The organism is Cupriavidus sp. CPT47-8839-RL05A, assembly GCF_058792255.1.
On record NZ_JBYTEG010000009.1, the window covers coordinates 125,202 to 151,643 of the forward strand.

Below are 26,442 nucleotides of genomic sequence, written 5' to 3' on the forward strand. Positions count from 1 at the left end.
CCCATGCCTGACCTGTTGCTGTTCCTGCTGACTTCGATTGCCGTGACTGTGGCCCCGGGGCCCGACAACCTGCAGGTGCTGGCGCGCGGCATGGCACAGGGCCGGCGCGCGGGGCTGGTCGCGGCACTGGGCTTTTCGGTCGGGTGCCTGTTCCACACCGTGATTGCGGCGGTGGGGCTGGCCGCGGTGCTGCGCTCGTCGCCGCTGGCGTTCCAGCTGATCAAGTATGCGGGCGCGGCCTACCTGATCTGGATCGGCATCCAGGCGCTGCGCGCCAGGGGCGGGCTGGCGCAGGGCGGTGACGTCGATGCGGTGCCGCTGGGGCGCGTGTTCCGCCAGAGCGTGCTCGGCAACATCATGAATCCCAAGGTGACGCTGTTCTTCCTGGTGTTCCTGCCGCAGTTCGTGCGCGCCGATGCCGCGCACCCGGGGCTGCAGTTCCTGCTGCTGGGCGTGGTCTTCATGCTGCAGACGGCGGTGGTGTTCTCGCTGTTCGGGCTGTGCGCGGGCTGGCTGGGTGCCTGGCTGCGCCGCCGCCCGGCCACCGGCCGCTGGCTGGACCGCGCCGCCGGGGCGATCTTCGTCGGGCTGGGGATCAAGGTCGCGCTGCCCTGATCCCGGCCCGCCCAAACGCTGCGCAGCCACATGCGCGGCGTGGCTTTCCAGGGTGTTGTTCCTGTGCTGCCTGCGGCCCGCATCGCGGGCCCATGCCGTTGCCGGTGCCAGGTGTCGGGCGCATAATGCCCTCTTGACAACGACACGATGACCGGGCGGAGCCTCCAGTCAGTATTCGGCACCGGTCACACAAAGGCGCACCATGGGCGTACTCCTTCACCTGCTATCAGGCGTTGCCCTGCTCGTCTGGGGCACCAACATCGTCAAGGTCGGCATCCTGCGCGTCTACGGCGCGAACCTGCGCCATGTCCTGTCGACCAGCGTCTCCAACCGCTTCACCGCCTTCCTTGCCGGGCTCGGCGTCACCGGGCTGGTCCAGAGCAGCAACGCCACCGCGGTCATCGTCAGCTCCTTCGTCGGCCAGGGCCTGATCGCCGTGGCGCCGGCGCTGGCCATCATGCTCGGCGCCAACGTCGGCACCGCGCTGATGGTGCAGGTGTTCTCGCTGGACCTGTCCTGGCTGTCGCCGCTGCTGATCTTTGTCGGCGTGATCTGCCACCTGACCTGGAAGGGCAGCAGGGCCGGCCACGTCGGCCGCGTGCTGATCGGCCTGGGCCTGATCACGCTGGCGCTGGAACTGATCTCCATCGCCACCCGTCCGGTGGTGCAGGCCGCCGGTGTCAAGGTCTTGTTCGCCTCGCTGACCGGCGACGCGGGGCTGGACATGCTGGTCGGCGCCTTCCTGACCATCCTGTGCTATTCCAGCCTGGCCGTGGTGCTGTTCTGCGGCGCGCTGGCCTCGGCCGGCGTGGTGTCGATCCACGTGGCGCTGGCGCTGGTGCTGGGGGCCAACCTGGGTTCGGGCATCTCGGCGCTGCTGACCACCTCGGGCAACAACCAGCCGGGCAAGCGCGTGACGCTGGGCAACCTGCTGTCGCGCCTGCTGGGCTGCCTGGTGGCGCTGCCGCTGCTGGGCCAGGCCGAGGAGCTGCTGGCGCTGCTGGACCATGACCCGCAACGGCTGATCGTCAATTTCCACCTGCTGTTCAATGTCGCGCTGGCGGTGCTGCTGCTGGGCGCCACCGCGCCACTGGCGCGGCTGTGCGAGAAGGTGCTGCCCGGGCGCAATACCGGCGACAGCCAGGTCACGCCGCGCCACCTCGATACGGCCGCGCTGTCCACGCCCACGCTGGCGCTGGCCAACGCCGCGCGCGAAGTGCTGCGCATCGGCGACCGCGTCGAGCAGATGCTGGACAACATGCTGCGCGTGCTGCGCACCAACGACGCCAAGCTGGCCGACGCCACCTGCCGCATCGACAACGAGGTGGACGACCTCTACACCGCGATCAAGCTCTACCTGACGCGCATCAGCCTGGAAGCGCTGGACGAGCGCGACGGCCAGCGCTGGACCGAGATCATCTCGCTCACCATCAACCTGGAACACGCGGGCGACATCATCGAGCGCATCCTGCTCGATACCAAGGACAAGAAGATCGCCCACAACCTGATGTTCTCCGAGGCGGGCATGCAGGAAATCGCAGAGATGCACGCGCGCCTGGTCGCCAACCTGCGGCTGGGCCTGTCGGTGTTTCTCAACGGAGACCTCAAGAGCGCGCAGGCGCTGATGGCCGAGAAAGCGAACTTCCGCGAGCTGGAGCGCAAGTACGCGCGCACCCACCTGCAGCGCGTGGCGGTGCAGACCGCCGAGAGCATCGAGACCAGCTCATTGCACCTGGACGTGATCAGCGAGCTCAAGCGGCTGAATTCGCTGTTCTGTGCGACGGCTTATCCGGTGCTGGAGCAGGCTGGGGTGCTCAACCGCAGCCGGATGAAGGAAGACGACCTGCCGGCGGTGCCGACCGTGCAGGCAGCGCAGCACTGAGCGGCGACGCTAGAGCTTGTAGCCGAACTTCCGCAACAGCGCCTTGCGCTCGGCCACATCGGCATCGGTCTCGATCCCCAGCGGCGAGGCGCCATCGATCACGCCCACCACGCCGCGTCCGGCATCGGTCTGGGCGATGATCACCTCGGTCGGGTTGGCCGTTGCGCAGAAGATGCGGCACACCTCCGGCACTGCCCGCACCGCGGCCAGCACGTTGACCGGAAAGAACCCGTCGCCGAGGAAGATCACGAAGGTATGCCCGGCGCCGATGGCGCGGGCATTCTCGCAGGCCAGGTCGATCAGGTCTTCATCTGTGCCCGACCAGCGCACCAGGCGCTTGCCCGAGGCCTCGCAGAACGCCAGTCCGAAGAGGATGCCTGGCACCGTGCCGACCAGCGCCTCGTGCAGGTCTTCCACAGTCTTGATGAAATGCGAATGGCCGAAGATGAAGTTGGTGGCTTCCGGCTTGGTGACCGGTACGACCGTCAGTTCCATGGCTGGCTCCAGAATGGCGGCGCGGCTTGCCGCCATCCGGTTCATGGTAGGGCGCGGGGTGGTGAATGCAAGCGGGCAGGGATCCTCGCATGGCACGCGTACCTGCTATACCGGATGGACTGGCCCGTCACGGAGACGCCGATGCCGCTTCTTCGCCTCTTCCTCGCATGGCTTGCCATGGCGCCGTGCGTGGCCGCCGCCCAGGTCGTTCCGGCATCACAGGGCGAAATCGCCGTCAGTGAGCTGAAACGCCCCAATGTCGTCGTCGTGCTGCGGCATGCGAGTGCGCCGGGGGTCGGCGATCCGCCGGGCTTCAAGCTGGACGACTGTTCGACCCAGCGCAACCTGGACGCGAACGGCCGGCAGCAGGCGGCGAGGCTCGGTAGCAGCTGGAAGGCGGCGGGCTTCCGGCCGACGCGGGTCTACAGCAGCGCCTGGTGCCGCTGCCAGGACACCGCCCGCCTGATCGACCTGGGTCCGGTGCGGGTCCAGCCATTGCTCAATTCATTTTTTGGCGCGGATGCGCAGCGCCGGGAAGCGCAGACCGCGCAGCTTTCGCGCTTTATCGACGGGCTCGATCCGCGCGGCGGGCCTTACCTGCTGGTCACGCACCAGGTGGTGATCACCGCATTGACCGGCCATGGCGCCGACAGCGGCGGTGGGGCAGCAATCGAATTGCAGCCGAACGGCGCGGCCCGGCGCACGCGCGTGCTGCCGGCCGCCGGGCTGGACTGAACGCTCAGGCCCGCCTGAGCAGCGGTGCCAGATACTTGCCCGTAAAGCTCGCCTTGCTCCTGGCCACATCCTCCGGCGTGCCGCGCGCGATCACCTGGCCGCCGCCGGCGCCGCCTTCCGGCCCCATGTCGATCAGCCAGTCCGCGGTCTTGATGACATCGAGGTTGTGTTCGATGATGACCACGGTATTGCCCTGGTCGCGCAGCTTGTGGATGACCTTGAGCAGCAGCTCGATATCGTGGAAGTGCAGCCCGGTGGTGGGCTCGTCCAGGATGTAGAGCGTGCGCCCCGTATCGCGCTTGGACAGCTCCAGCGACAGCTTGACGCGCTGCGCCTCGCCGCCCGACAGCGTGGTCGCCGACTGGCCCAGGCGGATATAGCCCAGGCCCACGTCCAGCAGCGTCTGCAGCTTGCGCCGCACCACCGGCACCGCGCTGAAGAACTCGTGCGCCTGCTCGACGGTCAGGTCCAGCACCTCGGAGATGTTCTTGCCCTTGTACAGGACTTCCAGCGTCTCGCGGTTGTAGCGTTTGCCGTGGCAGACATCGCACGGCACATAGACGTCGGGCAGGAAATGCATCTCGACCTTGAGCACGCCGTCGCCCTGGCAGGACTCGCAGCGCCCGCCCTTGACGTTGAACGAGAAGCGGCCCGGATCGTAGCCGCGTTCCTTGGCCGAGGGCACACCGGCGAACAGTTCGCGGATGGGCGTGAACAGGCCCGTATAGGTGGCCGGATTGGAACGCGGCGTGCGCCCAATCGGGCTCTGGTCGACGTTGATGACCTTGTCGAAATGCTCGAGCCCCTCGATGCGGTCGTGCGGCGCCGGCTCCGGCGTCGAGCCGTACAGGTGGCGCGCCACCGCATGGTAGAGCGTGTCGTTGATCAGCGTCGACTTGCCCGAGCCGGACACGCCGGTGATGCAGGTCAGCAGGCCCACCGGCACCTCGGCGGTGACGTTGCGCAGGTTGTTGCCGCTGGCGTTGACGATGCGCAGCAGGCGCTCATCGTCGGGTGCGGCGCGTTCCTTCGGCACCTCGATGCGGCGCTGGCCGGACAGGTACTGCCCGGTCAGCGATGCCGGCGAATCCTCGATCTGCCGCGGTGTGCCCTCGGCCACGATCATGCCGCCGTGCACGCCGGCGCCCGGGCCGATGTCGACCACATAGTCGCAGGCGCGGATCATGTCCTCGTCGTGCTCGACCACCAGCACCGAGTTGCCGATGTCGCGCAGGTGCTTGAGCGTGCCGATCAGGCGGTCGTTGTCGCGCTGGTGCAGGCCGATCGAGGGTTCGTCCAGCACATACATCACGCCGGTCAGGCCCGAGCCGATCTGCGACGCCAGCCGGATGCGCTGGGCCTCGCCGCCTGACAACGTATCGGCGCTGCGCTCCAGTGACAGGTAGTCCAGCCCGACGTTGTTCAGGAAGTTCAGCCGCGCCGAGATCTCCTTGATGATCTTGTCGCCGATCTCGCGCTTGGCGCCATGCATGTCCAGCGTCAGGAAGTAGGTCAGCGCGTCGCGCAGCGGCCAGCCGTTGATCTCGAAGATCGCGCGTGCCTGCTCGCCTTCGCCCAGCTTGACGTGGCGCGCCTCGGTGCGCAGCCGGGTGCCTTGGCAGGCGGGGCAGGGCTGGTTGTTCTGGTACTTGGCCAGTTCCTCGCGCACGGCGACCGAATCGGTCTCGCGGTAGCGGCGCTCCAGGTTGGGGATGATCCCTTCGAACACATGCTCGCGCACGGTGGTGCGGCCGCGTTCGTTGATATAGGTGAACGGGATCTGCTGCTCGCCCGAGCCGTGCAGCACCGACTGCTGCACGTTTTCCGGCAGCTCCTCGAACGGGGTCTCGGTGTCGAAATCGTAGTACGCTGCCAGGCCTTGCAGCATCTGGAAGTAGAACTGGTTGCGGCGGTCCCAGCCCTTGATCGCGCCCGAGGCCAGCGACAGGTTGGGGAAGGCCACCACGCGCTTGGGATCGAAGAAGGTGATCTGGCCCAGCCCGTCGCAGCTAGGGCAGGCGCCCATCGGGTTGTTGAACGAGAACAGCCGCGGCTCCAGCTCCTGCAGCGAATACGAGCAGATCGGGCAGGCAAACTTGGAGCTGAACATATGCTCCTTGCCGCTGTCGAGTTCCAGCGCAAGCGCGCGGCCATCGGCCAGGCGCAACGCGGTCTCGAACGACTCGGCCAGGCGTTGCTTGATGTCGGCGCGCACCTTGACGCGGTCCACCACCACCTCAATGGTGTGCTTCTCGGTCTTCTTCAGTTTCGGCAGCGCATCGACCTCATAGACCTTGGCCTCGGCCTCGTGCGCGGTGCCGCCGCCCGAGCGGATGCGAAAGCGCACGAAGCCCTGCGCCTGCATGCTGTCGAACAGGTCCGAGTGCTCGCCCTTGCGGTCGGCCACCACCGGTGCCAGGATCATCAGCTTGGTGTCTTCCGGCAGGGCCAGCGCGGCGTCCACCATCTGCGACACGCTCTGCGCCTGCAGCGGCAGGTTGTGGTCGGGGCAGTAGGGCGTGCCGGCGCGGGCGTACAGCAGGCGCAGGTAGTCGTGGATCTCGGTGACGGTGCCGACCGTGGAACGCGGGTTGTGGCTGGTGGCCTTCTGCTCGATCGAGATCGCCGGCGACAGGCCTTCGATCAGGTCCACGTCCGGCTTTTCCATCAGCTGCAGGAACTGGCGGGCATAGGCGGACAGCGACTCCACGTAGCGGCGCTGGCCCTCGGCATAGAGCGTGTCGAAGGCAAGCGAGGACTTGCCCGAGCCCGACAGGCCGGTGATCACGATCAGCCGGTTGCGCGGCAGGTCGAGATTGATGTTCTTCAGGTTGTGGGTACGCGCCCCACGGATCTTGATTTCTTCCATATGCCGAAAAGTCGTCGCCAGACAGGCCGCCCTGCCGGGGTTGGCAAGGCTGTCTGAAGGAATCGCAAAACCCAGAAACAAGTACCGTATTTGGCACTTCCGACCGCTGGCGACGGCCGGAATGCGCGCCCGGGCACACGCCCGGGGGCCAACTGGCATGGCCAGGTGACCCGGGAAGCGCGAAGGAGCAAACCTGTTAATATACCCAACTTCGGTTTCCGGGGTGGCCCGCGCCATGCAGGCGCCCGGCGAAGCCGCCGCCGGCCCCGGGTTCCGGGCGGCAACTTCCCCCCGCGATCCCGATCGAAACTGCCGTTGCGATGCAACGGCAGCCAGCCTGACAGATTCCACGATCCCACGATCGCAATGCCGTCGATCCAGTCTTCTTCCCCGGGTGCGGGTGCCGCTGACGCATCCCAGGCCCCCGCCCGCGAACGCATGACCCGCGTCGAGCTGCGCGCCGCCGTGTCGCTGGCCAGCATCTTCGCGCTGCGCATGCTGGGCCTGTTCCTGATCCTGCCCGTCTTTGCCGAATACGCGCACAGCCTGCCCGACGGGCACGACGCCCAGCGCGTGGGCCTGGCCATGGGCATCTATGGCCTGATGCAGGCATTCCTGCACATCCCGCTGGGCTGGCTGTCCGACCGCATCGGGCGCAAGCCGGTGATGGTGGCCGGGCTGCTGCTGTTCATCGCCGGCGGGCTGGTGGCCGCCTTCTCCGACACGCTCAGCGGCATCATCGCCGGCCGCGCGCTGCAGGGCACGGGCGCGATCTCCGCGGCCATCACCGCCTGCATCGCCGACCTGACGCGCGAACGCCATCGCACCAAGGCGATGGCGATGGTGGGCGGCAGCATCGGCCTGACCTTCGCGTTGTCGCTGGTGATCGCCTCGCCGCTGCTGCACAGCATCGGCATGTCCGGCATCTTCGGGCTGATGTCGGTGCTGGGGCTGGTGGCCATCGGCGTGACGCTGTTCCTGGTGCCGACCCCGCCGCCGCCGCATCCGGTGCGCCTGCCGTTCCGCAAGGTGCTGCTCAACCCCGACCTGGCGCGCCTGAACGTCGGCGTGCTGGCGCTGCACGCTTCCCAGGTGGCCATGTTCATGGTGGTGCCCGCCATGCTGGCCGATGCCGGCATGCCGCTGGACCAGCACTGGAAGGTCTACCTGCCGGTGGTGCTGGTGTCCTTCGTGCTGATGCTGGGCCCGATGATGGCGGCCGAGCGCTACGGCCGCGTGCGCCCGGTGCTGCTGGGCGCGGTCGCGCTGATGACCGCGGTGCAGCTGCTGTTTGCCGCCGTGCACGGGCTGTGGGCCATCGTCGGCGTGCTGCTGCTCTTCTTTGTCGCGTTCAACGTGCTGGAGGCGATGCAGCCTTCGCTGGTGTCGCGCTACGCCGCGGCCGCGCGCGGGGCGGCGCTGGGCGTCTACAACACCACGCAGGCGCTGGGCCTGTTCCTGGGCGGCGCGGCCGGTGGCTGGCTGCTCAAGCACGAGGGGCGCAGCGCCGTGTTCGTCGGTTGCGCGGTGGTGCTGTTGCTCTGGCTTATAATCGCCTGGAGCATGAAGGCGCCGCCGGCGCGCGGGCAGGAAGCTGCACCGGCAACGCCGGCCTGATCCGCATCACATCGTAAAGAATCCGGCCTGGAAAAGGCCTAGCATGATCGCGCCACCCGACGTCTGGCCGGGGGCGCGATGTTCGTTTACGTCACCGCAGTATCGCGTCACACTACATCCGCTTTACCGTCATCGTATTGCCACGCTTTTCAACACAGCGCGTGGCTTTTGGAGAACATTCACATGGCATCGGTCAACAAAGTCATTCTCGTCGGCAACCTCGGCGCAGACCCGGAAACCCGCTACCTGCCCAGCGGCGACGCCGTGACCAATATCCGCCTGGCGACCACCGATCGCTACAAGGACAAGCAGAGCGGCGAGATGAAGGAGGCCACCGAATGGCACCGCGTCTCGTTCTTCGGCAAGATCGCCGAAATCGCCGGCCAGTACCTGCGCAAGGGATCGTCGGTCTATATCGAAGGCCGCATCCGCACCCGCAAGTGGCAGGACCAGTCGGGCCAGGACAAGTACTCCACTGAAATCGTTGCCGACCAGATGCAGATGCTCGGCTCGCGCCAGGGTGGCGGTGGCGGTGGCGGTGACGAAGGCGGCTACGGTGGTGGCGGCGCAGGTGGCGGCGGTGGCTACAGCCGCGAAGCGTCGGGCGGCGGCTACGGCGGTGGCCGCGGTGGTCAGGCGGGCGGCCAGGGTGGCGGCCAGGGCGGTGGCGCTGCGCGCCGGCCGCAGCAGCCGGCCTCGAATGGTTTCGAGGATATGGACGACGATATCCCGTTCTAAAGGCTACCTCTCCTCATTTTGTTAGGTTTTGCCCTGAAGCCCGCTTGCTGCGGGCTTTTTTGTTTTCTGTTGGCGTTCACGGGGTATTTGCACGCTCTCGTATGCGGGTAAGCGCCGCAAAAAGCTGGCATGCGTCGATCATCGGGTCTTCTCGATGAGGGAACGCCGGCTATTGGATAGGGGGCCCTTCTGGTGTAGCGGAGAAGTGGTGCTGCAGAATCTGCCACGCCCCCAGCCGCCTTGTCAGTACCCACGTCGTCCGTAGTGCCGAGGCGGTTTCGCGCCCGTCGGCGAGCACAAAGTGGAAGTTGGCGTGCCCCTGCGCCAGCAGCGTGTCCGCGCCAAGCTCGACCAGCGTTTGATCGACCAGGGACATCGATGCCGAGCGCAACGTCCCGGCGTACGAGGCGAAGTATCCCTGGATTGCCGCTTGGCCCACGGCGTGGCCAGGGCGGCCCCCGAAGAACAAGGCTTCGGGCGCGTACAGCGCGGTCAGCGCGTCGGAATTCCATGTCAGCGCGGCGGCGTTCCAGCGGCGCTCGACGTCTTGCAGGGCGGCCTGCGCTCGCGAGGCGTTCTCGCATGTGGCTTGGTGTTCGGTCATGATTGCCATGTCATTGCCTGGCGCTCCCCGGGCGTTCCCATCCATGCCTTCCTTGTGGGCTTTGCAGCAATGCTACGACGATGACGGTCGCCAGCTCAACCGAAAAGGCGGGGCGTTCCGTACCTTGGAACGCCGCAGCACCGGCGCCCGCACCCGCAGTCTGGATGCGACCGGCTCCAGTAAGGCGGGTAGGCATGAGGAAGGCAGCAAGTCAGGAGTTATTCACATGAACTTACTGCATCGGGCTCATGAAATTTACCTAACGTTTGTCAGGATAACGGGCGCGCCGGTTTGACGGCGGTGCTTGCCGAGATGTTTCAAAGTACGGGAGAGTTGGCGCAAAACCATTGGTCATCTGCCGCAGCTGCGGCATAGTGAATGTGTGCGTGCCGGAAACGGCATCTGTTGTCTCCATGCTCGCGTCCGAGCGAGCTTAAGCCCCAACCGGCTTGCCGCGGGGCTTCCTTTTTTGCGCCATTGGCGCCACGTTCGACCAAAGGCCTTTCCCCCATGCTGCGCATGACGTCCGCTGCCAGGTGATGCCGGGTCTTAGCGTTCGCCGGGCCGCACGTCCGCCAGGATCGACGCGATGTTCCCCACGTTCTCCAGGTCCCGCACCGCATCGATGACGCGATCGATCTTGGCCTCGGGGATGGCGTCCCGCGCGTTGTCGCGGAACTTCTGCACCAACTCTTCCGTGCTCATATGGCTGGCCGGGTCGGGGGACGGACTTCCCTTCGGATAGCGCCGCTCGCCGACAAAGGTCTGGCCGCGCGCCGACACCTCGATCTTCGCCGGCCGGCTGGCTGCGTGGCCGGTCAGAAGCGCCACATAGTCGGGGTGTACCGCGTGCTCGACCTTATCCATCAGACGCATCACGGATTCGCCGAACACCAGTTCGGGCTCCTGCCAGGCCTTGCCCGGCGGCACACGATGCGCACCCAGTGCGATGCCGTGCGCGATGCTGAACTGTGCGTCGTGCACATGCCGGATCTCACGGTTGAGCCAAACGGGCTGCTCGACAAATCCCTCGACCCAGACCCTGATGCCATCGATCTCGTCCGGCCGCAGTTCGTTCTGGTCGACGATCTCGTTGAGGCTGTCCAGCAGCGCATGCAGGATGCGGCAGTGCGGGTAGGGCTTGTAGGCCTGTTCGGTGGGGAACTGCCAGTCGGTGCCGAGTGCCGCGAGGATGCGATCCGGTTCCCAGCGCGTAGTGCCGATAAAGCGCGGGAAACCATATTCGCGGTCATCAAGTATCTGGAGGTCACCACGGTGGCCGAACTCGGCCATGTGCGCGGCGGCCATCGCCGCCTGCGTCAGCGCGCCGGCAAGCAGGTACTTGATGGTGGAGCTGGGCGCATGCTGGAACCAGGCGACCTGCGAGTTCACCGGGCTGATGCTGCCTGCAATCCCCAGCGCATGCGCTGTCGTCTCCGCGCCCAGTCCCTTCAGCTTGGCGACGGCCGCGGTCGCGCCGAAGACGGTGCTGCTGTAGCCATAGATCTTCGGTGGCGAGACCTTGCCGTCCTTGGTGTCGCGCAGGTAGTCCATGGCCTTGCCGAGCCGATACGACATCTCATGCGAGACCGCCAGCGCGGCAATCAGGTCCTGGCCGGACCGGCCCATGGCTTCGCCGACCGCCAGCGCGCCGGGCAGGACATAGGGCGTCACATGGCCCGGCGGCACCACCGCATCCATGTCGAGGGCGTTGATCAGCTCGCCGTTGGCAAAGGCCGCGCCGACGACCGACACCCGCTGGTCGGTGCCGATGATGGTGGCGTCGCCCGCGGCGCCGCCCATCAGTGCGCCGTAGTCGATCCCGATCTTGCCCTTGGGCTGGTCGACGGCGGCCAGCGCGCATCCCAGCGAATCGAGGACGATGCGCTTGCATTCGTCCACGACCGCCGGCGGCAGCGTGTCGTAGGTGCTTTGCTGTGTAAAGCCGGCCAGTTGCTCGACGATGGTTGTTGCCATTGCATTCTCTCCAGGTAAGGTGTCGCGCCCCTGCGGCAGGGGCTGGCAGGGGAGTTCGGCTTGTCGTCCGACTTACTCCTTCGGAATGCCCAGGTCCGCCACGACCTTGATATTGCGCTGCAGATCCTGACGCAAAAACTCGGTGAATTCCTCCGGGGACATGTTGCCGGCTTCGGCGCTGTCCTTGCGGAACCGCTCGCGCACGGCCTCGCTGGCCTGCGCCGCCTTCAATGCCTTCGCCAGCCGCATGACGACCGGCGTTGGCGTACCGGCCGGCGCCGTCAGGCCCATATAGACATAGAAGCTGTAGTTGGGCAGGCCCTGTTCGGCCAGTGTCGGAATGTCGGGAAATGCCGGCAGGCGCTTGGGGGAGGAGACCGCGAACGCGCGCAGCTTGCCGTCCTGGAGGTATGGGCCCGATGAGTTGGCGCCGTCAAATATCATGTTGACGCGGCCGCCAAGTACGTCCGGCATGGCGCCGGCGTTGCCCTTGTAAGGCACGTGAAGCATCTTGATGCCGGCCTGGTGCACGAACAGCGCGGCGGCCATATGGGTACTGGTGCCGATGCCCGCGGTGGCATAGGACATCGAGCCCGGGCTGGCTTTCGCATGCGCGACCAACTGGGGCAGGGTCTTGTCCGGCTGGGCGGAGAAGCCCACCATGATCAGCGGGGCCTTGTTCATCATGCCGATGCCGGTGAAGTCCCGCGCCAGGTCATAGCCCGGCTCCAGCTTGGTGGCCTGCGCCAGCGCCAGGGTGTTGGCGGTGGCGAGGATGGTGTAGCCATCCGGCTTCTGGGTCTTCACATAGCGGATGCCAAGCATTCCGGCAGCCCCCGCCATGTTTTCCACGACCACAGGCTGGCCGAGGTTGTCGGCCATCTGCTGCGCCACGGCGCGGGTCGTGACGTCGAGCAGCGCTCCCGGCGCCGAGTTGACGACGATCCGCACAGGCCTGGCCGGATAGGCGTCCACAGCCAATGTCGGCCCTGCCAGCGACATGATGATCGCGCCGCACAGGTGATGAAGGGAGTGGGTCATTGCTGTGGCCTCCTGTTTCGTAATCTCTGTTGGCAGCCCTGCGTGAAAGGGGGCAGGTATGCATGGTGGGAATGCGAGGCAGGCGAGGTCAATGCCCGGCTTGCGTGCGTTCCGTGCAATGAGCGGGTAAGGCGGAGCGGAAGGTGCTGGCGCCGGGGGTGTGGTGTCTGCGTGCATGAGCGCCGCGCGCACAAAGGGGCCCGCGCTCAGGCAAGTTGCGTTCACCAAAAAAAATGCACCTGACCGCGCTTTGTCACGCGAACAGGCGCCAGTTCCCTTTACCACTTCCCTTTTCTGCTTCTTATCTCGCTGCTTGGCCGCGCGGCATTGAAGTGACGCGGCCGGAGCCAATCCGTCAGAACTTATGGCGGATATTGACCATGACCCCCGTTTGGTTCTCGCCCGGCGTGATGGTGCTGCGGAAGCCGTTCAGGCCAAGGTTGGAGTTGTCCTTGTTGCGCACGTATCCCACGTTCAGGAAGGCATCAGTGCGCTTGGACAAGGCGTAATTGGCGGATGCGACCAGCATCCACGGATCCTGTCCGTTACGCCGGTTATTCAGGTAGTAGCCGGCACCGGTCAAAGTGAGGGCAGGCGTAGCCCGGAAACGGTATCCCAGCCAGAAGAGGTCGTTACGGCGCTGCGGCTGGCCCGGCGCGACACCAATGTCGCCATTGAACCAGCGATAGCCGGCCAGTATCGTCGAGCTGCCGAAGCTGAAGTTGGCCGCTGCTGCGATACGGCGGTCTGTCTGGCCCGAACTCTGCCCGGTGATGCCACGCGTACCTTGCTGCTGGTCATAGATCACGGTAGCTCCGAACTTTCCGCCGGCGTACTCCAGGCCGCCGCCAAAGGCACGGTCGCTCTTGACGTCGCCGGGGACCTCGGTGCCGAACGACGTAGTGCCGCCGCTGGCGATGCTGGTACCGCGCGCAAAGCTGTACAGGGCAGTTGCCGTGACCGGGCCGAACTTGCCGGTGTACTTGGCGGTGTTGTCGTAGCGACCCGCAAGGCTGGTATCGATCGACAGCGCCGAATAGCGCGCCGCCAGCACCATCGGCTCATAGTTGATCAGCAAGTCGAACAGCGCGTTCTGCTGTCGGCCGAGCGTGACGCGGCCCCATTGGTGGTCCAGGCCCACGAAGGCCTGGCGGCCGAACAGCCGGCCGCCCTGGCTCGATACACCGTTGTCGAGATCGAAGCCGCTTTCCAGCGCGTAGACCGCTTTCATGCCGCTGCCCAGGTCCTCCACGCCGCGCAGGCCCCAGCGCGAGCCCGACACGTTGCCGGACGTCATGCGAAACAGCTTGTCGCCGGCCGCATTGGTGTTGTTCAGGTATTCCATCCCGATATCCGCGACGCCATACAGCGTGACGGACGACTGCGCAGTGGCGAATGGTGCAGTCATGGACAACAGCACTGCAGCGTAATAACGACTCTTCATGGGCTCCTCCGTTGTGGTCTTGTGTGTGTGCGGAGTCTGTGAGATGTCGCGTGATGGCGTCAAAGCCCATCCGACAACTGTGCCGTGCAATGAAATGAGAGCACTTGGACGCCCGCGCCGCCGTCTGGCCCCGACACTCGATACACGGACACGAACGGCGCTCCGGACTGCGCCACGGCATTCCAAAGTACGGCACAACACCGCGCCGCGGATTGACTTGCTTCGGTGCGTCGCGCACGCTGGATCTATGCCATGGCGCTCCTGATGCTGCATGAACTGTGCTGACCACGTCGCGCCGCAGCAACTGTGCAACCAACATGCTGGATTTTCGATGAGTGACCCTCTGCACAATGACTGGATCCCTACGGGAGACGATATCGCCACGGCGAACGTGTCGGCGCTGGTCGCCCGCCTCGGCCTGAAGGACTACGACGAACTGCTGGCTTTCTCCAACGAGAAGCCCGACGCCTACTGGAACGCCGTCATCGAATTCTGCGGAATGGTGTGGGATGTTCCGTACACGCAGTACATGGATGCCCCCAAGGGTAAGCCGTTTCCAAAATGGTTCCCGGGCGGGCAACTGAACTGGGTCAAGTCCGCGCTCAAGTGGGCGGACGATCCCTCGATGGCGTGGCGCACCGCCGTGGTGGCGGAGAAAGAGAGCGGTGCGATCGAGCAACTGACCTATGCCGAACTGGCAAACAAGGTAGCCGGCTTCGCCGGCGGCCTGAAGGCGCTGGGCGTCAAGCGCGGCGACCGGGTTGGCCTGCTGATGGAAAATGGCGTCGAAGCGACCGTGACCTCTCTGGCCATTTCATGGATCGGCGCGGTGACGGTGCCCCTGTTCAGCGGATTCGGTGTCGATGCAATCGTATCGCGCTTGTCGTCGTGCTCGGCCAGCGCGCTGGTCGCTACGACCGGCTTCTCCCGCCGGGGAAAGTGGGTCGATACGCGCAGCCTGGTGGACGAAGCGCTGTCGCGCCTGCCGGACATCGGCACCACGGTCTGGAAGCATGCGGGCGAATCGATTGCCTTCGGCGACAAGGTGCTGGACTGGCAGCAAGTGGCCAGCGCGCAGCCGGATGCCGCGCCGGAGCGGATGTCGCCGGACGACCCCTTCATGATCATCTATACCTCCGGCACCACCGGGAAGCCCAAGGGCACCGTGCATACGCACGGCAGCTTCCCGATGAAGATCGCGCACGATTCGGCCATCCATTTCAATGTCAGCCCGAAGGATGTGTTCTGCTGGCCCGCTGACATGGGGTGGGTCGCCGGCACGCTGGTGATGTCGTGCGCGTTGCTGCGTGGCGCAACGCTGGTGTGTTATGACGGCGCCCCGGATTTCCCGGACTGGTCACGCATGTCGCGCATCGTCGAACGCCACGGCGTGACGCACTTTGGCTCGGCGCCGACGCTGATCCGGGGCCTGGCGGCGAACGAGGCTCTTGCCACGCAAGGCGATACGTCGACGGTCAGGCTGCTGATCACCGCCGGCGAGGGCATCGATCCAGAACACTTCCTGTGGTTCCAGAAAGCGTTCGGCGGCGGCCGCCGCCCGGTTATCAACTACACCGGCGGCACGGAGGTGTCGGGGGCGCTGCTGTCCAGCGTGATCGTCAGGCCGATCAGCCCGGCCGGGTTCAACACCGCCTCGCCGTCGGTGGCTGCCGACGTGGTGGATGGGGACGGCAAGTCGCTGACCAACACCGTGGGCGAGCTGGCGATCCGCCGGCCATTCGTCGGCATGACGCACTCGTTCTGGCAGGACGACGAGCGCTATCTGGACGCCTACTGGAACACCGTGCCGGGCATCTGGGTGCACGGTGATCTCGCGCTGCGCCGCGACGACGGCACCTGGTTCATGATGGGCCGCTCTGACGACACCATCAAGCTGGCCGGGAAGCGCCTTGGTCCCGCCGAGATCGAGGACGTGCTGCTCGAATTGCCCGAGATCGCCGAAGCCGCCGCCATCGGCGTGGAGGACCCGGTCAAGGGGCAGAAGCTGGTCGTGTTCCTGGTGCCATCGGCCGCCGTGACGCAGTCGAATGAGGCGCTGACGGCCGCTGTCAGCAAACATGTCGATGGCCGGCTGGGGCGCCCGTTCCGCCCTTCGGTGGTCCACGTGGTCGCGCAGCTGCCCAAGACGCGCAGCTCGAAGATCATGCGCCGCGTGATCCGCAGCGTTTACAACGGGCTGCCTCCCGGCGACCTGTCCGCGCTGGACAACCCGCCGGCACTTGAAGAGATTCGCGCCGCTGCCGCACATTGATGCCGCCATGCGGGCGCATTGATTGACGGGAGCATGTGTATTTCCTTTGTTCGCTGCACACGCCCCGCACTTTTGTTCAGGAGATTCCATGTCGAAAAGCAATGCCGCCGCAGGCGCGGCCTATGAGAACTATTCGAGCCTGGCGTTTGACCGCCCTGGCGAGGGCGTCCTGCGCATCACGCTGAACCGTCCCGAGCGCCTGAACGCGCTGGACGCTCGCGGCCACGACGAGATCGCCCGCGTCTGGCGCGATATCGATGCCGATCCGACCGTGAGCGCCGTGGTGCTGTGCGGCGCTGGCAAGGCCTTCTCTGCCGGCGGCGACTTCGAGATGGTCGAAGAAATGATCGATTCCTTCGACGCCCGCGCCCGCGTCTGGCGCGAGTCAAAGGACCTGGTTTACAACATCATCAATTGCTCCAAGCCGATCGTTTCGGCGATCCACGGCTCCGCCGTCGGTGCGGGGCTGGTTGCCGCGCTGCTGGCGGATATCTCGGTGGCGGCGCGCACCGCGCGGTTGGTTGATGGCCATACCCGCCTCGGCGTCGCCGCCGGCGACCACGCCGCGATCGTGTGGCCGCTGCTGTGCGGAATGGCTAAGGCCAAGTACCACCTGCTGCTGTGCGAACCGGTGAGCGGCGAGAAGGCGGAACAGATGGGCCTGGTGTCGCTGGCCGTGGATGAAGCGGTTCTGCAGGACAAGGCAGTGTCGATCGCCACGCGCCTGGCCAATGGCGCGCCGTCAGCAATCCGCTGGACCAAGTATGCGCTGAACAACTGGCTGCGCCAGGCGGGACCGACCTTCGATGCTTCGCTGGCGCTGGAGATGTTTGGCTTCGGTGGACCGGAGGTCAAGGAAGGCGTGGCCTCGTTCCGCGAGAAGCGCGGTCCGGTGTTCCCGCGCACCACCACGGCCTGAGCGGGAAGGCCGACAGCGGGACGGGCGAGCCGGTCCCGTGCACTGGCGCACAGGGTCGATGGTCACGATCGATTCCTCCAACCCTCGCCTTCTGCGGGCGCGGCAGCCAGTCAAATATGGAAACGAACAAGATGTCCAAGGTGCTTGAAGGTATCCGCGTCCTCGATTTCGGACGCTTCATCGCCGGCCCGTTCTGCGCAGCATTGCTCGCGGACTACGGTGCCGATGTCATCCGGATCGACCGCGTAGGTGGCAGCGAAGACCGCTTCATCGTGCCGGTCACGGAATCGGGGGAGGGGGCACTTTTCCTCCAGTGCAATCGCAACAAGCGGTCGATCACGCTGGACATCGACAGCGAGGAGGGCCGCGAGGCGGTCCGCCGCCTGGTGGAGACCGCCGACGTGGTGGTGGCGAACATGCCGCCGAAGACGCTGGCGAACCTGGGACTCGACTACGCGACGCTGAGTGCGATCAATCCAGCCATCATCCTGACTGCTTCGACGGCCTTCGGCTCGCATGAAGGCGCTGGCCACCGGGTCGGCTTCGACGGGGTGGGGCAGGCCATGAGCGGCGCTGTCTACATGTCGGGCACACCCGAAAGCCCCACCAAGGCGATGGTGCCGGTGGTCGATTTTTCGACTGCCTTGTCGTGCGCGCTCGGCACGGTAATGGCGCTGTACGAGCGGCGCAACAGCGGGCGCGGGCAATGTGTCGAGGCGTCGCTGCTGCAGACGGCGCTGAACCTTTCCAGCGGAGCGCTGATCGAGGAAGCGGCGCTTGCTATCGACCGGCAGGCGATGGGCAACCGCAGCCCCTCTTATGGGCCCTCGGACATCTTCCGCGTGGCCGACGGCTGGATCATCGCCCAGGTGATCGGACAGCCGCTGTTCCGGCGCTGGGCCAACCTGATCGGCGCGCCGGAACTGGTGGACGATCCCCGCTTCAGCGACGACTTGCGGCGCGGCGAGCACGGCGAGTTCCTGAGCGACCTGATGGGCAAATGGTGCGCCAGCCGCACCCGCGATGACGCGCTGTGCGAACTGGAGAAGGCCAGGATCCCGGCGGCGCCGATCTATTCCCCGCGCGAGGCGCTGGACGATGCGTCGATCCAGGAGTCCGGCGCTTACATCTGGCTCGACTACCCCGGCTTGCCGCGCAAGGCACCGATCGTCGCGCCACCGGCAGTCCTGTCGCGCACCCCGCCCGATGTTATGCGACGGCCGCCCACGGTTGGCGAACACACCGAAGAAGTGCTGGCTGAGGTAGGTTACGACCGCTCGCAGGTACAAGCCATGCGCAAGGCCGGCATTGTCTGACGGCACGATCCGCACCACGAGTAATTCGCACAATGCGAACTGGTGGTTCGCCAGGGACTACTTGAGCGCAACCGGCCGGCTCCACTAGCATTGAACCAAAGCAAAGGGGGCTGCCCGAGCCAAGCCAGGCCGGGAAAGCACGGCGCCGGCACCTAGCTAACAGTTGTAAGGCAATGGAAGTGACACGGGCCCGGCCGCATGACGGCGGGCCGACAAGAAAGGAGACAGTAGTGCCAGCAAATCAATCACGGCCGCTCGAGGGCATTCGTGTACTGGACCTGACCGTGGCGCTTGCCGGGCCGTATGGCTCGTTGCTGCTTGGCGGGATGGGCGCGGAGGTGATCCGCGTGGAAGCGCCGGGCGGTGGCGACATTGCACGCACCAACCCGCCTTTCGTGGGCAGCCATGGCATCCACTTCGGCCAGCGTGAGGACGACGAGGTATCTCTGACGGTCCTGAACCGGGCCCGCAACAAGAAGAGCATTACGCTGGACCTGAAGTCCGAACAGGGTCGCGAGCTGTTCATGCGGCTGGCGCAGGAATGCGACGTGGTGCTGGAGAACTTCAGCGAGGGCACCACCGCCAAGCTCGGTGTCGACTACGAGCAGGTCAGGCAGCGGAACCCGCGCATCGTCTATGCGTCGATCAAGGCCATGGGGGAGCCCAGTGCCTTCCCCGGACTCAAGGGCATGGACATCATCGTCCAGGCCCTCAGCGGCCTGATGGAAGTGACCGGCTACGCCGACGGCCCGCCGACGCGCTGCGGCCTGCCGATCGCGGACCTGGTGGCGCCGATGTATACCGTCAACGGCATTCTGGCAGCACTGATCCACCGCGGCCGCACCGGCGAGGGACAGCGCGTGCAGGTGTCGATGCTGGATTGCCTGGCGTCGTGGGTCGCCGAAGAGCACTTTGACGTCATGGGGCGGGAAGGCTACCCGTCGCGCACCGGCAACTACCACGACCGGCTGGCGCCGTTCGGGGTGTACCCGACGCAGGAAGGGCATGTGGCGATCGTGGCGTTCCAGCCGGACTGGTTGCGCGGGCTGCTGGAGTCGATCGGCCAGCCCGATCTGCTCGACGACCCGCGCTTCAGCAGCCGTGGGCCGCGCATGCGCAATGCCTCGGTGCTGAACGAGGCGATCGCGGGTTGGACCAGCCAGCGCAGCACTGCCGATGTGGTGGCCGAGCTGCTCGACAAGCGCGGGGTACCCTGCGCGCCGGTGCGCAAGCCCAACGAGGTGCTGCACGACCGCCGCCTGCATGACAGCGGCGCGTTGATGAACCTTGCCCACCCCCAGTTCGGCCCGGTGGATGCCGTGGGCATGGGCTTGCCGATCCGGTTCTCGGCCACGCCTTCGCAGTTTGACAAGCCCGCGATGGCGCTGGGCGGCGCGAATGAAGAGATCTACGGGGGCTTGCTCAAGCTCAGTCGCGCAGAGATTGCGGCATTGCGCGAGGAGGGAGTCGTCTAAGCGGCCGCCCGACGGCAGCTTGTTTGCTCGCCTCTTCCATTGATGGGCGAGGCGAGCAAACCGCCTGCTTCTCACCGAACATAAAGGAGACAAGAACAATGATGTCACGCCGTACTTGCCTGCAGCTCTTGCCAGCGCTGGCCACGCTACCGCTTACGGCGCTCGCGCAGTCTTACCCGGCGCGCCCGGTCCGCATCATCGTACCGCTCAGCCCCGGGTCGGGTACGGACGTCGTTGCGCGCTACATGAGCAGCGAACTGTCCAAAGCGATGGGCGGCTCGTTCGTCGTCGAGAACCGTGCCGGTGCAAGCGGGGTCATCGGCACTGACTTTGTCGCCAAGGCACCCGCCGACGGCTACACCATCCTGTTCAATTACGCCGCCCACTACTCAAACCAGTTCGTCGACAAGACGCCATACGACGCGGTAAGTGACTTCGAGCCAATCGCGCGCCTGGCGACCTCGGCGATGGTGCTGGTCACGGCCGCCAATTCGCCGCTGCACACGGTGCAGGACCTGATCGCCGCCGCCAGGCGCAAGCCGGGCGGGCTGACCTACGGTTCGCCAGGCAACGGTACCACCCCACACATGGCGGCGGCCCTGATGAGCAACATGGCCGGTATCCAGATGACCCACGTTCCCTACAAGGCGCCGGCGCAGGTCGTGGTCGATGTGGCGGGCGGGCAGCTGGATGTCGGCTTCGGCGGTGTGGCGACATCGCTGCCACTGGTGAAGGCAGGGCGCCTGCGGGTGCTTGCGGTCACCAGCCTACGCCGGTCGAGCTATTTTCCGGACGCCCCCTCCCTGGATGAGGCTGGCCTGAAAGGCTATGCGCTGGAAACGCCGATCTGGGCGTTTGCCCGGCGCGGTACGCCGCAGGACATCGTCACGCAATTGTCTGGCGCCATGACCAAGGCTGCCGCCGCGCCCGCCTTCAAGGCGTTCTGTACCAGCCAGGGACTGGAGGTCGACATCCAGTCCGCCGCGCAAGCCCGCGCTGATGCACCGGCCGAACTCGAGCGCTGGAAGAAGCTCGTGGCACTCTCCCAGGTGAAGGCGGGGTGACGCGCCAAGGTTGAGGTTCTCTCCGGCAAATGGAGAGAGAACCCAGCCGGCAAGGGGGCGCAGAAGCGGCCGGCTTACGAAGCCACGGCCTGCGCCCGCCGCGCTGGCTTGCGCACCTCCCTGGGCCGCACCCCTTCAAACAGGATCGTGCACAGTTCGTCGATCACCTTTTCGGGCGAACCCTTCCTGGGGTTGAACCAGGTCTGCACCGAGGCAATCGTGCTCAGGACAAAGACCCGGCACAAGGCGATGTCGATGTCTTCGCGCAGGCGGCCCTCGGCGCGCAGGTCTTCCAGCATGCCGTTCCAGAAGTCCTGATGCTGGGCCCGTCGCTTGATTTGCCGCTCGCGCACCTTGTCCGGCAACTCTGCGAGCTGGCGCCCGTGCGCCAGCGTGTAGTCGCCATACTTGATCATCGCGCCGATAAGGCCGAGCAGGCCGGCGCGGAAACGCTGCTCGGCGTCGGCGCCGGCCGGGAGTGCCGCGATGCGCGCCCGCGTATGCGCAAAGATGCTTTGGGCCCCGTGCTCCATCACCGCTTCCAGCAATTCTTCCTTCGAGGAGAAGTGGTAATAGATGCTGGCCGCTTCGATGCCGGCCTGGTCGGCAATCCCGCGCATGGTCGTAGCGGCATAGCCTTGCGTGCCAAAGGCGCGTGCCGCGAGGCGCAACAGCTTCTCGCGGGTGTCCACGTTGGTGGCATTGACCTGGCGTTTTGTCATGGTAAGGGAGGGTCTGGAAGCGGCGTATGCGCCGTGGGGTTCGTCCTCATGGAAGTTACTCCATCGGGCGCTCAAAATCTACCTAACGTTTGTGAGAGGTGGCCGTGGCCCACCGCCCCCAGTCCGCCCTGGAGGAGGGCGGCAATTCACGCCGGGCGCGTCCGGCATTCGCGCCGTGTTCGTTTGCTGCGCGCTGCTTTGGAGATAATCCGGTACGACGCTTGGGGAAGGATGTGATGCGCTTTGATCTGGTCGATCTGAAACTGTTCACCCATATTGCGGAGGCCAAGAGCCTGACCGGCGGTGCACAACGCTCCCACCTGTCCCTGGCTGCGGCCAGTACCCGCATCAAGAACCTGGAGGAACACGTTGGCGTCAAGCTGCTGAGCCGCAGCAGCCAGGGCGTGAAAGTGACTGGAGCGGGGGAGACGCTGCTGGCCCACGCGCGCCGCGTACTCCGCCAGCTGGAGCAGTTGAGCGGCGATCTGCAGGAGTACGTGTCGGGCGTGAAGGGCCATGTGCGCGTCTTCGCCAACACCACGGCAATGAGCGAGTTCCTGCCGGCCGTGCTGCGCACCTACCTCGTAAACCATCCGGACGTGACCATCGATATGCACGAACGGCTGAGTCCGGACATCGTGCGCGCGGTGCAGGAGGGGATGGTGGACATCGGCATCATTGCCGGCAACGTGCGTACCGAAGGGCTGGAGGTCATGCCATACCGGCGCGACCGCCTGGTCCTTGCCACCGCGCTGAGCCACCCCCTGGCCGAGCACAACAGCGTGGATTTCATCGAGACGTTGGACTACGACTTCATCGGCCTGCCAGAAGCAAGCGCGATCCACAGTTTCCTCAAGCGGGCCGCCGCGGATTTGCAGCGTGAGTTGCGCTGGCGCGTCCAGGTCAGCAACTTCGAGACCGCCTGCCGGATGATCGAGGCGAATGTCGGCATCGGCGTGCTGCCGGAGAGCACTGCCGCCCGTCACGCGGGTACGATGGCGCTGCGGATCGTCCAACTCAACGACGAGTGGGCCGAGCGCAAGCTGCAGATATGCGTCGCGGACCTCGGCGCATTGCCGCTGTTTGCGCGCAAGCTGGTGGACCTGCTGGTCGAAGATGGCGTCGGGCGGCAGGACTGAAGGGCACCCAGATGCCCCACAGCTGAGAGTAGGTGAGGTCGCGACCAGTGCAGACGCGAACTCAGGACTCCTTCGACAGTTGCGCGATGCGCTTCCAGTGCGCGTCCTCCTTCGGCAAGTCAGCCAGGAACTGGCGGCGATCCGCGATATCAACGTACATCGACTGATGGGCGCAGAACTCCTTGAACGCGGGCGACTGGGCGATTCGTACCAGTTCTTCGGACAGGCGCTCGACGATGGGGGCCGGTGTCGCAGCGGGTGCCAGGGCGCCGATCCACGACGCGACCTGAAAGCCCGCAACCCCCGCTTGCGCCGATGTCGGGACATCGGCAATCTCGCCCCACCGCCCGGCGCTCGTGACGGCCAGACCGCGCAGCTTGCCCGCCTTGATCATCGGCACCACGCTGGGTGCACCCTGGCATGTAAAGTCCACCTGGCCGGCAATGACGTCGGTCACGGCCGGGCCGTTGCCCTTGTAAGGGATATGCCGCGCGCGCGTCTTCGTCAGGTCGTTCAGCATCACTGCGCAAAGATGAGAGGTGCTGCCCGCTCCGCCGGATGAGTAGGTGATCTCGCCCGGCTTGCGCTTCATTGCCGCGACCAGGTCGCTCAGGGTCTTGTAAGGCGAGTCGGCCTTGACCACGATGCCAAGCGCGGAGCTGCTCACCTTGGCAATCGGCACGAAGTCCTTGACCGGATCGAACGTGACCGGACCATCTGCGAACCACCGCGTGGTCAGGTGGGGAACACCGGCGAACAGCAGCGTGTAGCCGTCCCCGGGAGCCTTGGCGACGGTGTCCGTGCCGATGAGCCCGCCGGCACCAGCACGGTTATCCACCATGACCGGGGTTTTCAGGTTCTTTGCCAGTGCTTCGGCAACAAAGCGTGCAGTAATGTCGACCGCTGTGCCTGGAGAGGCTGGCACGACGATTCGAATCGGCCGCGACGGATATTGCTGCGCAAACGCTGCTGGCGCGCAGGCAATGGCCCCTAGTGACGCCAGTGATTTCAGGAAATGCCTTCTGCTAAACATAATGTCTCCTCTTTTATGTCTCGAAGATAGGCGCGGCAGGTGGACTGGGCAATCGGCGCCGGTGCACCGTTCCGTGCTTTGAGAGCAGGCGCAGGGTTCACCTCTCAAAGCACGGAACGGCATGGGCTGGCGAGTTGAGTTCCACGGAGAGGGCGCGCACGATCGGCATGTGGCGGAAGTACGCGCCGCGGGCATCCGCGAGCCCGAGTCAGGCGGATCGGCCCCCCGACAATTCGGACCGCTCTCGCGCCCAATATAGGTGGCGCGCGGAAACCGGGCATAACTATCAGGAGACCATCGTGGGACCACTTGCTGGAGTGCGCATCGTGGAGCTGGCAGGCATCGGGCCGGCTCCCTTTTGCGCCATGTTGCTCGCCGATCTCGGCGCGACGATCATCCGCGTCGACCGCAAAGAGCCATCAGGGCTCGGCCTGTCACGGCCGCTGCAATTTGATCTGGTGCTGCGCAACCGAAAGTCGATCCAGGTCGACTTGAAGGATCCGGCTGAGCTGGAACTGGTTCGCACGCTGATCGACAAGGCGGACGCACTGATCGAGGGATTCCGCCCCGGTGTCACCGAGCGGCTCGGACTGGGGCCTGATGCCTGCCTCTCGCGCAATCCGAGACTGGTGTACGGCCGGCTGACAGGCTGGGGCCAGGACGGCCCGCTGGCCCAGACGGCGGGGCACGATATCAACTACATCGCGATCACCGGACTGCTTAATGCGATCGGGCGTGAGGGCCAGCCGCCGACGGTACCGCTCAATGTCGTCGGCGACTATGCCGGCGGCTCGGTCTATGCCGCACTCGGCATCGTGAGCGCCATCCTGGAGGCGCGTACCTCCGGCAAGGGTCAGGTCGTCGACGCAGCCATCGTCGACGGCGTGGCGTCGCTGCTGACTGTACATACCGGGCTGCGCGCGGCCGGCCTGACCGGATCGGAGCGAGGCACCAACCTGCTGGACTCGGGCGCACCCTTCTACGATGTCTACGAGTGTGCCGACGGCAAGTACGTGTCGATCGGTCCGATCGAGCCCAAGTTCTACCAGCAGCTGCTCGAACGGCTTGAGTTGGATGCGTCCGCGCTGGGCAAGCAGGCGGACCGTGCCGACTGGCCGGTCGCTCGCCACGTGTTTGCTGCGCAGTTCAGGACGCGGACCCGCGCGCAGTGGACCGAACTGCTCGAAGGCAGCGATGTGTGCTTCGCACCAGTGCTCGACCAGGAGGAGGCCTTTGAACATCCGCACCTGAAGGCGCGCGGCACCTTTGTCGAGGTGGATGGCGTAGTGCAGCCGCGCCCGGCGCCGCGTTTTTCGCGTACCAGACCGGCTGATCCGGTTCCCCCGGCTGCGGCCACCCCGGAGAACGCTGCACTGGCGCTGGCGGAATGGCTTTCCAAAGAGGAACTCGAAAAGTTTACCGTCGGCCTCGTCCAGAAGGGGGCAACGCGATGATGACACGCCGTACCTTCCTGCAGTCGCTGCCGGCGCTGGCGGCTATCCCGGCATCATTTCCGGCTTCAGTGCTCGCACAGGCTTATCCCTCCCGCCCCGTGCGAATCATCGTGCCCGTCAGCCCTGGCTCGGGCAGCGATGTCGTGGCGCGCTATATGAGCGCCGAGCTGACGAAGGCCCTGGGCTCTGCGTTTGTCGTGGAGAACCGCCTTGGCGCCAGCGGAATCATTGGCACGGATTTCGTGGCCAAGGCGGCACCGGACGGCTACACCTTGCTTTGCACGTATGCCGCGCACTATTCGAACCAGTGGGTCGAGAAGACGCCATATGATGCGGTCAGGGACTTCGAACCGGTCGCGCGGCTGGGCATGTCGGCGCTGCTGCTGACTACCGCGGCCGATTCGCGATTCCGCACGATCCAGGACGTCATCGCGGCGGCCAAGCGCAAGTCCGGGAGCGTGTCATTCGGGTCTTCCGGCAATGGCACCACGTCGCACATGGCGGCGGCGCTGATGAGCAGCATGGCCGGCATCGAGATGACCCACGTCCCATATAAGGGGCCTGCGCAGGTTGCGGTCGATACGGCGAGCGGCCAGGTAGACGTCGGCTTCGGGGGCGTGGCTTCGTCGCTGGCTCTGGTCAAGGCGGGACGCTTGCGCGTGCTTGCTGTCACCAGCCTGCAGCGTTCGAGCCAGTTTCCGGGTGTCGTGACGATGGACGAGGCCGGCCTGAAAGGCTATGAGCTGATCTCACCGATCTGGGTCATGGCGCCGCGAGGCACGCCGCCTGCCATCGTCACGCAACTGTCCAAAGCGATGACCGCGGCGGCTGCGACGCCCGCTTTCAAGTCTTACTGCATCGGTCAGGGCCTGGAGGTCGATATCGCGGATGCCGCTGCGGTTCGCGCCAGTGCACCGGCTGAACTGGAACGTTGGAAGAAGCTGGTTGCCCTGACGGAGGCCAAGGCAAAGGCCAGCTAAAAGCCGGCCGACAAATATCCGACAAGAAGAGCGAGCCGACCCAGGGTCGGC

21 protein-coding genes are annotated in these 26,442 nt (G+C 65.7%); 13 read left to right on the forward strand and 8 right to left on the reverse strand.

All coding sequences use genetic code 11. The features are described from left to right. Positions 1-3 precede the first annotated feature (3 nt). Together AC3WVS_RS13130 and AC3WVS_RS13135 are read left to right on the forward strand one after the other, a co-directional pair. Positions 4-615, forward strand: a complete 612-nt coding sequence (locus AC3WVS_RS13130) for a LysE family translocator (RefSeq protein ID WP_492318968.1) — start codon at positions 4-6, stop codon at positions 613-615. Between the two features lie 202 nt (positions 616-817). Next, positions 818-2,497, forward strand: coding sequence for a Na/Pi cotransporter family protein (locus AC3WVS_RS13135; protein ID WP_492318969.1), 1,680 nt, complete (start codon positions 818-820; stop codon positions 2,495-2,497). Positions 2,498-2,506: 9 nt separating this feature from the next. On the opposite strand, the gene AC3WVS_RS13140 is transcribed toward AC3WVS_RS13135, so the two are convergent. After that, entirely contained in the window at positions 2,507-2,992 is a 486-nt protein-coding gene (locus AC3WVS_RS13140) for an adenosine-specific kinase (RefSeq protein WP_010814398.1), read from the reverse strand. A gap of 141 nt (positions 2,993-3,133) precedes the next feature. Between AC3WVS_RS13140 and AC3WVS_RS13145 the strand changes: the two genes are divergently transcribed. Beyond that, positions 3,134-3,727, forward strand: a complete 594-nt coding sequence (locus AC3WVS_RS13145; RefSeq protein ID WP_492318970.1) for a histidine phosphatase family protein — start codon at positions 3,134-3,136, stop codon at positions 3,725-3,727. A gap of 4 nt (positions 3,728-3,731) precedes the next feature. Here AC3WVS_RS13145 and uvrA read toward each other — a convergent pair whose 3' ends face one another. Further along, positions 3,732-6,596, reverse strand: coding sequence for an excinuclease ABC subunit UvrA (uvrA, locus tag AC3WVS_RS13150; protein WP_492318971.1), 2,865 nt, complete (start codon positions 6,594-6,596; stop codon positions 3,732-3,734). Between the two features lie 366 nt (positions 6,597-6,962). Here uvrA and AC3WVS_RS13155 point away from each other — a divergent pair, with 366 nt between their 5' ends. Continuing rightward, on the forward strand, positions 6,963-8,213 hold the full coding sequence (locus tag AC3WVS_RS13155; RefSeq protein ID WP_492318972.1) for an MFS transporter: 1,251 nt from the start codon (positions 6,963-6,965) through the stop codon (positions 8,211-8,213). Between the two features lie 183 nt (positions 8,214-8,396). Further along, positions 8,397-8,951, forward strand: coding sequence for a single-stranded DNA-binding protein (locus tag AC3WVS_RS13160; RefSeq protein WP_492318973.1), 555 nt, complete (start codon positions 8,397-8,399; stop codon positions 8,949-8,951). Positions 8,952-9,120: 169 nt separating this feature from the next. Here AC3WVS_RS13160 and AC3WVS_RS13165 read toward each other — a convergent pair whose 3' ends face one another. The 4 genes from AC3WVS_RS13165 to AC3WVS_RS13180 all read right to left on the reverse strand — a co-directional run bounded on the left by AC3WVS_RS13165 (position 9,121) and on the right by AC3WVS_RS13180 (position 14,017). Beyond that, positions 9,121-9,564 (reverse strand): YybH family protein, encoded by a 444-nt coding sequence (locus tag AC3WVS_RS13165; protein ID WP_492318974.1) that lies wholly within the window; start codon positions 9,562-9,564, stop codon positions 9,121-9,123. Positions 9,565-10,104: 540 nt separating this feature from the next. Next, the gene (locus AC3WVS_RS13170; protein WP_492318975.1) at positions 10,105-11,532 is read right to left on the reverse strand and encodes an MmgE/PrpD family protein; all 1,428 of its coding nucleotides are present in this window, start codon (positions 11,530-11,532) and stop codon (positions 10,105-10,107) included. 72 nt (positions 11,533-11,604) lie between these two features. After that, positions 11,605-12,573: a Bug family tripartite tricarboxylate transporter substrate binding protein gene (locus AC3WVS_RS13175; protein ID WP_492318976.1), complete on the reverse strand. Its 969-nt coding sequence runs from the start codon at positions 12,571-12,573 to the stop codon at positions 11,605-11,607. Positions 12,574-12,928: 355 nt separating this feature from the next. Beyond that, positions 12,929-14,017 carry a porin gene (locus AC3WVS_RS13180; protein WP_492318977.1) on the reverse strand — a complete coding sequence of 363 codons (1,089 nt, stop codon included), beginning with the start codon at positions 14,015-14,017 and terminating at the stop codon, positions 12,929-12,931. A 331-nt stretch (positions 14,018-14,348) separates the two neighbouring features. Here AC3WVS_RS13180 and AC3WVS_RS13185 point away from each other — a divergent pair, with 331 nt between their 5' ends. From AC3WVS_RS13185 to AC3WVS_RS13205, 5 genes are all read left to right on the forward strand, one after another. Then, positions 14,349-16,289 (forward strand): AMP-binding protein, encoded by a 1,941-nt coding sequence (locus AC3WVS_RS13185; protein ID WP_492318978.1) that lies wholly within the window; start codon positions 14,349-14,351, stop codon positions 16,287-16,289. 88 nt (positions 16,290-16,377) lie between these two features. Continuing rightward, positions 16,378-17,208 carry an enoyl-CoA hydratase/isomerase family protein gene (locus tag AC3WVS_RS13190; protein ID WP_492318979.1) on the forward strand — a complete coding sequence of 277 codons (831 nt, stop codon included), beginning with the start codon at positions 16,378-16,380 and terminating at the stop codon, positions 17,206-17,208. A 131-nt stretch (positions 17,209-17,339) separates the two neighbouring features. After that, complete coding sequence (locus tag AC3WVS_RS13195) at positions 17,340-18,524, forward strand: CaiB/BaiF CoA transferase family protein (protein WP_492318980.1); 1,185 nt, start codon at positions 17,340-17,342, stop codon at positions 18,522-18,524. Between the two features lie 230 nt (positions 18,525-18,754). Continuing rightward, positions 18,755-19,999 (forward strand): CaiB/BaiF CoA transferase family protein, encoded by a 1,245-nt coding sequence (locus tag AC3WVS_RS13200; RefSeq protein ID WP_492318981.1) that lies wholly within the window; start codon positions 18,755-18,757, stop codon positions 19,997-19,999. Positions 20,000-20,097: 98 nt separating this feature from the next. Beyond that, positions 20,098-21,063, forward strand: coding sequence for a tripartite tricarboxylate transporter substrate binding protein (locus AC3WVS_RS13205; RefSeq protein ID WP_492318982.1), 966 nt, complete (start codon positions 20,098-20,100; stop codon positions 21,061-21,063). 74 nt (positions 21,064-21,137) lie between these two features. Here the strand turns inward: AC3WVS_RS13205 and AC3WVS_RS13210 are convergent, their stop codons facing one another. Further along, the gene (locus AC3WVS_RS13210) at positions 21,138-21,785 is read right to left on the reverse strand and encodes a TetR/AcrR family transcriptional regulator (RefSeq protein WP_454739885.1); all 648 of its coding nucleotides are present in this window, start codon (positions 21,783-21,785) and stop codon (positions 21,138-21,140) included. Between the two features lie 236 nt (positions 21,786-22,021). Here AC3WVS_RS13210 and AC3WVS_RS13215 point away from each other — a divergent pair, with 236 nt between their 5' ends. After that, positions 22,022-22,924, forward strand: a complete 903-nt coding sequence (locus AC3WVS_RS13215) for a LysR family transcriptional regulator (protein ID WP_492318983.1) — start codon at positions 22,022-22,024, stop codon at positions 22,922-22,924. Between the two features lie 61 nt (positions 22,925-22,985). Here AC3WVS_RS13215 and AC3WVS_RS13220 read toward each other — a convergent pair whose 3' ends face one another. Continuing rightward, the gene (locus tag AC3WVS_RS13220) at positions 22,986-23,957 is read right to left on the reverse strand and encodes a Bug family tripartite tricarboxylate transporter substrate binding protein (RefSeq protein ID WP_492318984.1); all 972 of its coding nucleotides are present in this window, start codon (positions 23,955-23,957) and stop codon (positions 22,986-22,988) included. A gap of 299 nt (positions 23,958-24,256) precedes the next feature. Here AC3WVS_RS13220 and AC3WVS_RS13225 point away from each other — a divergent pair, with 299 nt between their 5' ends. Both AC3WVS_RS13225 and AC3WVS_RS13230 read left to right on the forward strand, forming a co-directional pair. Continuing rightward, entirely contained in the window at positions 24,257-25,411 is a 1,155-nt protein-coding gene (locus AC3WVS_RS13225) for a CaiB/BaiF CoA transferase family protein (RefSeq protein ID WP_492318985.1), read from the forward strand. Then, a complete protein-coding gene (locus tag AC3WVS_RS13230; protein WP_492318986.1) occupies positions 25,411-26,391 on the forward strand; it encodes a Bug family tripartite tricarboxylate transporter substrate binding protein in 981 nt (326 codons plus the stop codon). Before AC3WVS_RS13225 ends, AC3WVS_RS13230 begins: the two co-directional genes overlap by 1 nt. The last annotated feature ends 51 nt before the right edge of the window (positions 26,392-26,442 follow it).

Bases quoted from the DNA above. Each gene is read 5' to 3' on its own strand.
- AC3WVS_RS13210 (WP_454739885.1), bottom strand. From the start codon at position 21,785: ATGACAAAACGCCAGGTCAATGCCACCAACGTGGACACCCGCGAGAAG.
- AC3WVS_RS13130 (WP_492318968.1), top strand. From the start codon at position 4: ATGCCTGACCTGTTGCTGTTCCTGCTGACTTCGATTGCCGTGACTGTG.
- AC3WVS_RS13145 (WP_492318970.1), top strand. From the start codon at position 3,134: ATGCCGCTTCTTCGCCTCTTCCTCGCATGGCTTGCCATGGCGCCGTGC.
- AC3WVS_RS13180 (WP_492318977.1), bottom strand. From the start codon at position 14,017: ATGAAGAGTCGTTATTACGCTGCAGTGCTGTTGTCCATGACTGCACCA.
- AC3WVS_RS13140 (WP_010814398.1), bottom strand. From the start codon at position 2,992: ATGGAACTGACGGTCGTACCGGTCACCAAGCCGGAAGCCACCAACTTC.
- AC3WVS_RS13185 (WP_492318978.1), top strand. From the start codon at position 14,349: ATGAGTGACCCTCTGCACAATGACTGGATCCCTACGGGAGACGATATC.
- AC3WVS_RS13190 (WP_492318979.1), top strand. From the start codon at position 16,378: ATGTCGAAAAGCAATGCCGCCGCAGGCGCGGCCTATGAGAACTATTCG.
- AC3WVS_RS13230 (WP_492318986.1), top strand. From the start codon at position 25,411: ATGACACGCCGTACCTTCCTGCAGTCGCTGCCGGCGCTGGCGGCTATC.
- AC3WVS_RS13170 (WP_492318975.1), bottom strand. From the start codon at position 11,532: ATGGCAACAACCATCGTCGAGCAACTGGCCGGCTTTACACAGCAAAGC.
- AC3WVS_RS13220 (WP_492318984.1), bottom strand. From the start codon at position 23,957: ATGTTTAGCAGAAGGCATTTCCTGAAATCACTGGCGTCACTAGGGGCC.
- AC3WVS_RS13215 (WP_492318983.1), top strand. From the start codon at position 22,022: ATGCGCTTTGATCTGGTCGATCTGAAACTGTTCACCCATATTGCGGAG.
- AC3WVS_RS13165 (WP_492318974.1), bottom strand. From the start codon at position 9,564: ATGGCAATCATGACCGAACACCAAGCCACATGCGAGAACGCCTCGCGA.
- AC3WVS_RS13205 (WP_492318982.1), top strand. From the start codon at position 20,098: ATGATGTCACGCCGTACTTGCCTGCAGCTCTTGCCAGCGCTGGCCACG.
- AC3WVS_RS13135 (WP_492318969.1), top strand. From the start codon at position 818: ATGGGCGTACTCCTTCACCTGCTATCAGGCGTTGCCCTGCTCGTCTGG.
- AC3WVS_RS13175 (WP_492318976.1), bottom strand. From the start codon at position 12,573: ATGACCCACTCCCTTCATCACCTGTGCGGCGCGATCATCATGTCGCTG.
- uvrA (WP_492318971.1), bottom strand. From the start codon at position 6,596: ATGGAAGAAATCAAGATCCGTGGGGCGCGTACCCACAACCTGAAGAAC.
- AC3WVS_RS13160 (WP_492318973.1), top strand. From the start codon at position 8,397: ATGGCATCGGTCAACAAAGTCATTCTCGTCGGCAACCTCGGCGCAGAC.
- AC3WVS_RS13195 (WP_492318980.1), top strand. From the start codon at position 17,340: ATGTCCAAGGTGCTTGAAGGTATCCGCGTCCTCGATTTCGGACGCTTC.
- AC3WVS_RS13155 (WP_492318972.1), top strand. From the start codon at position 6,963: ATGCCGTCGATCCAGTCTTCTTCCCCGGGTGCGGGTGCCGCTGACGCA.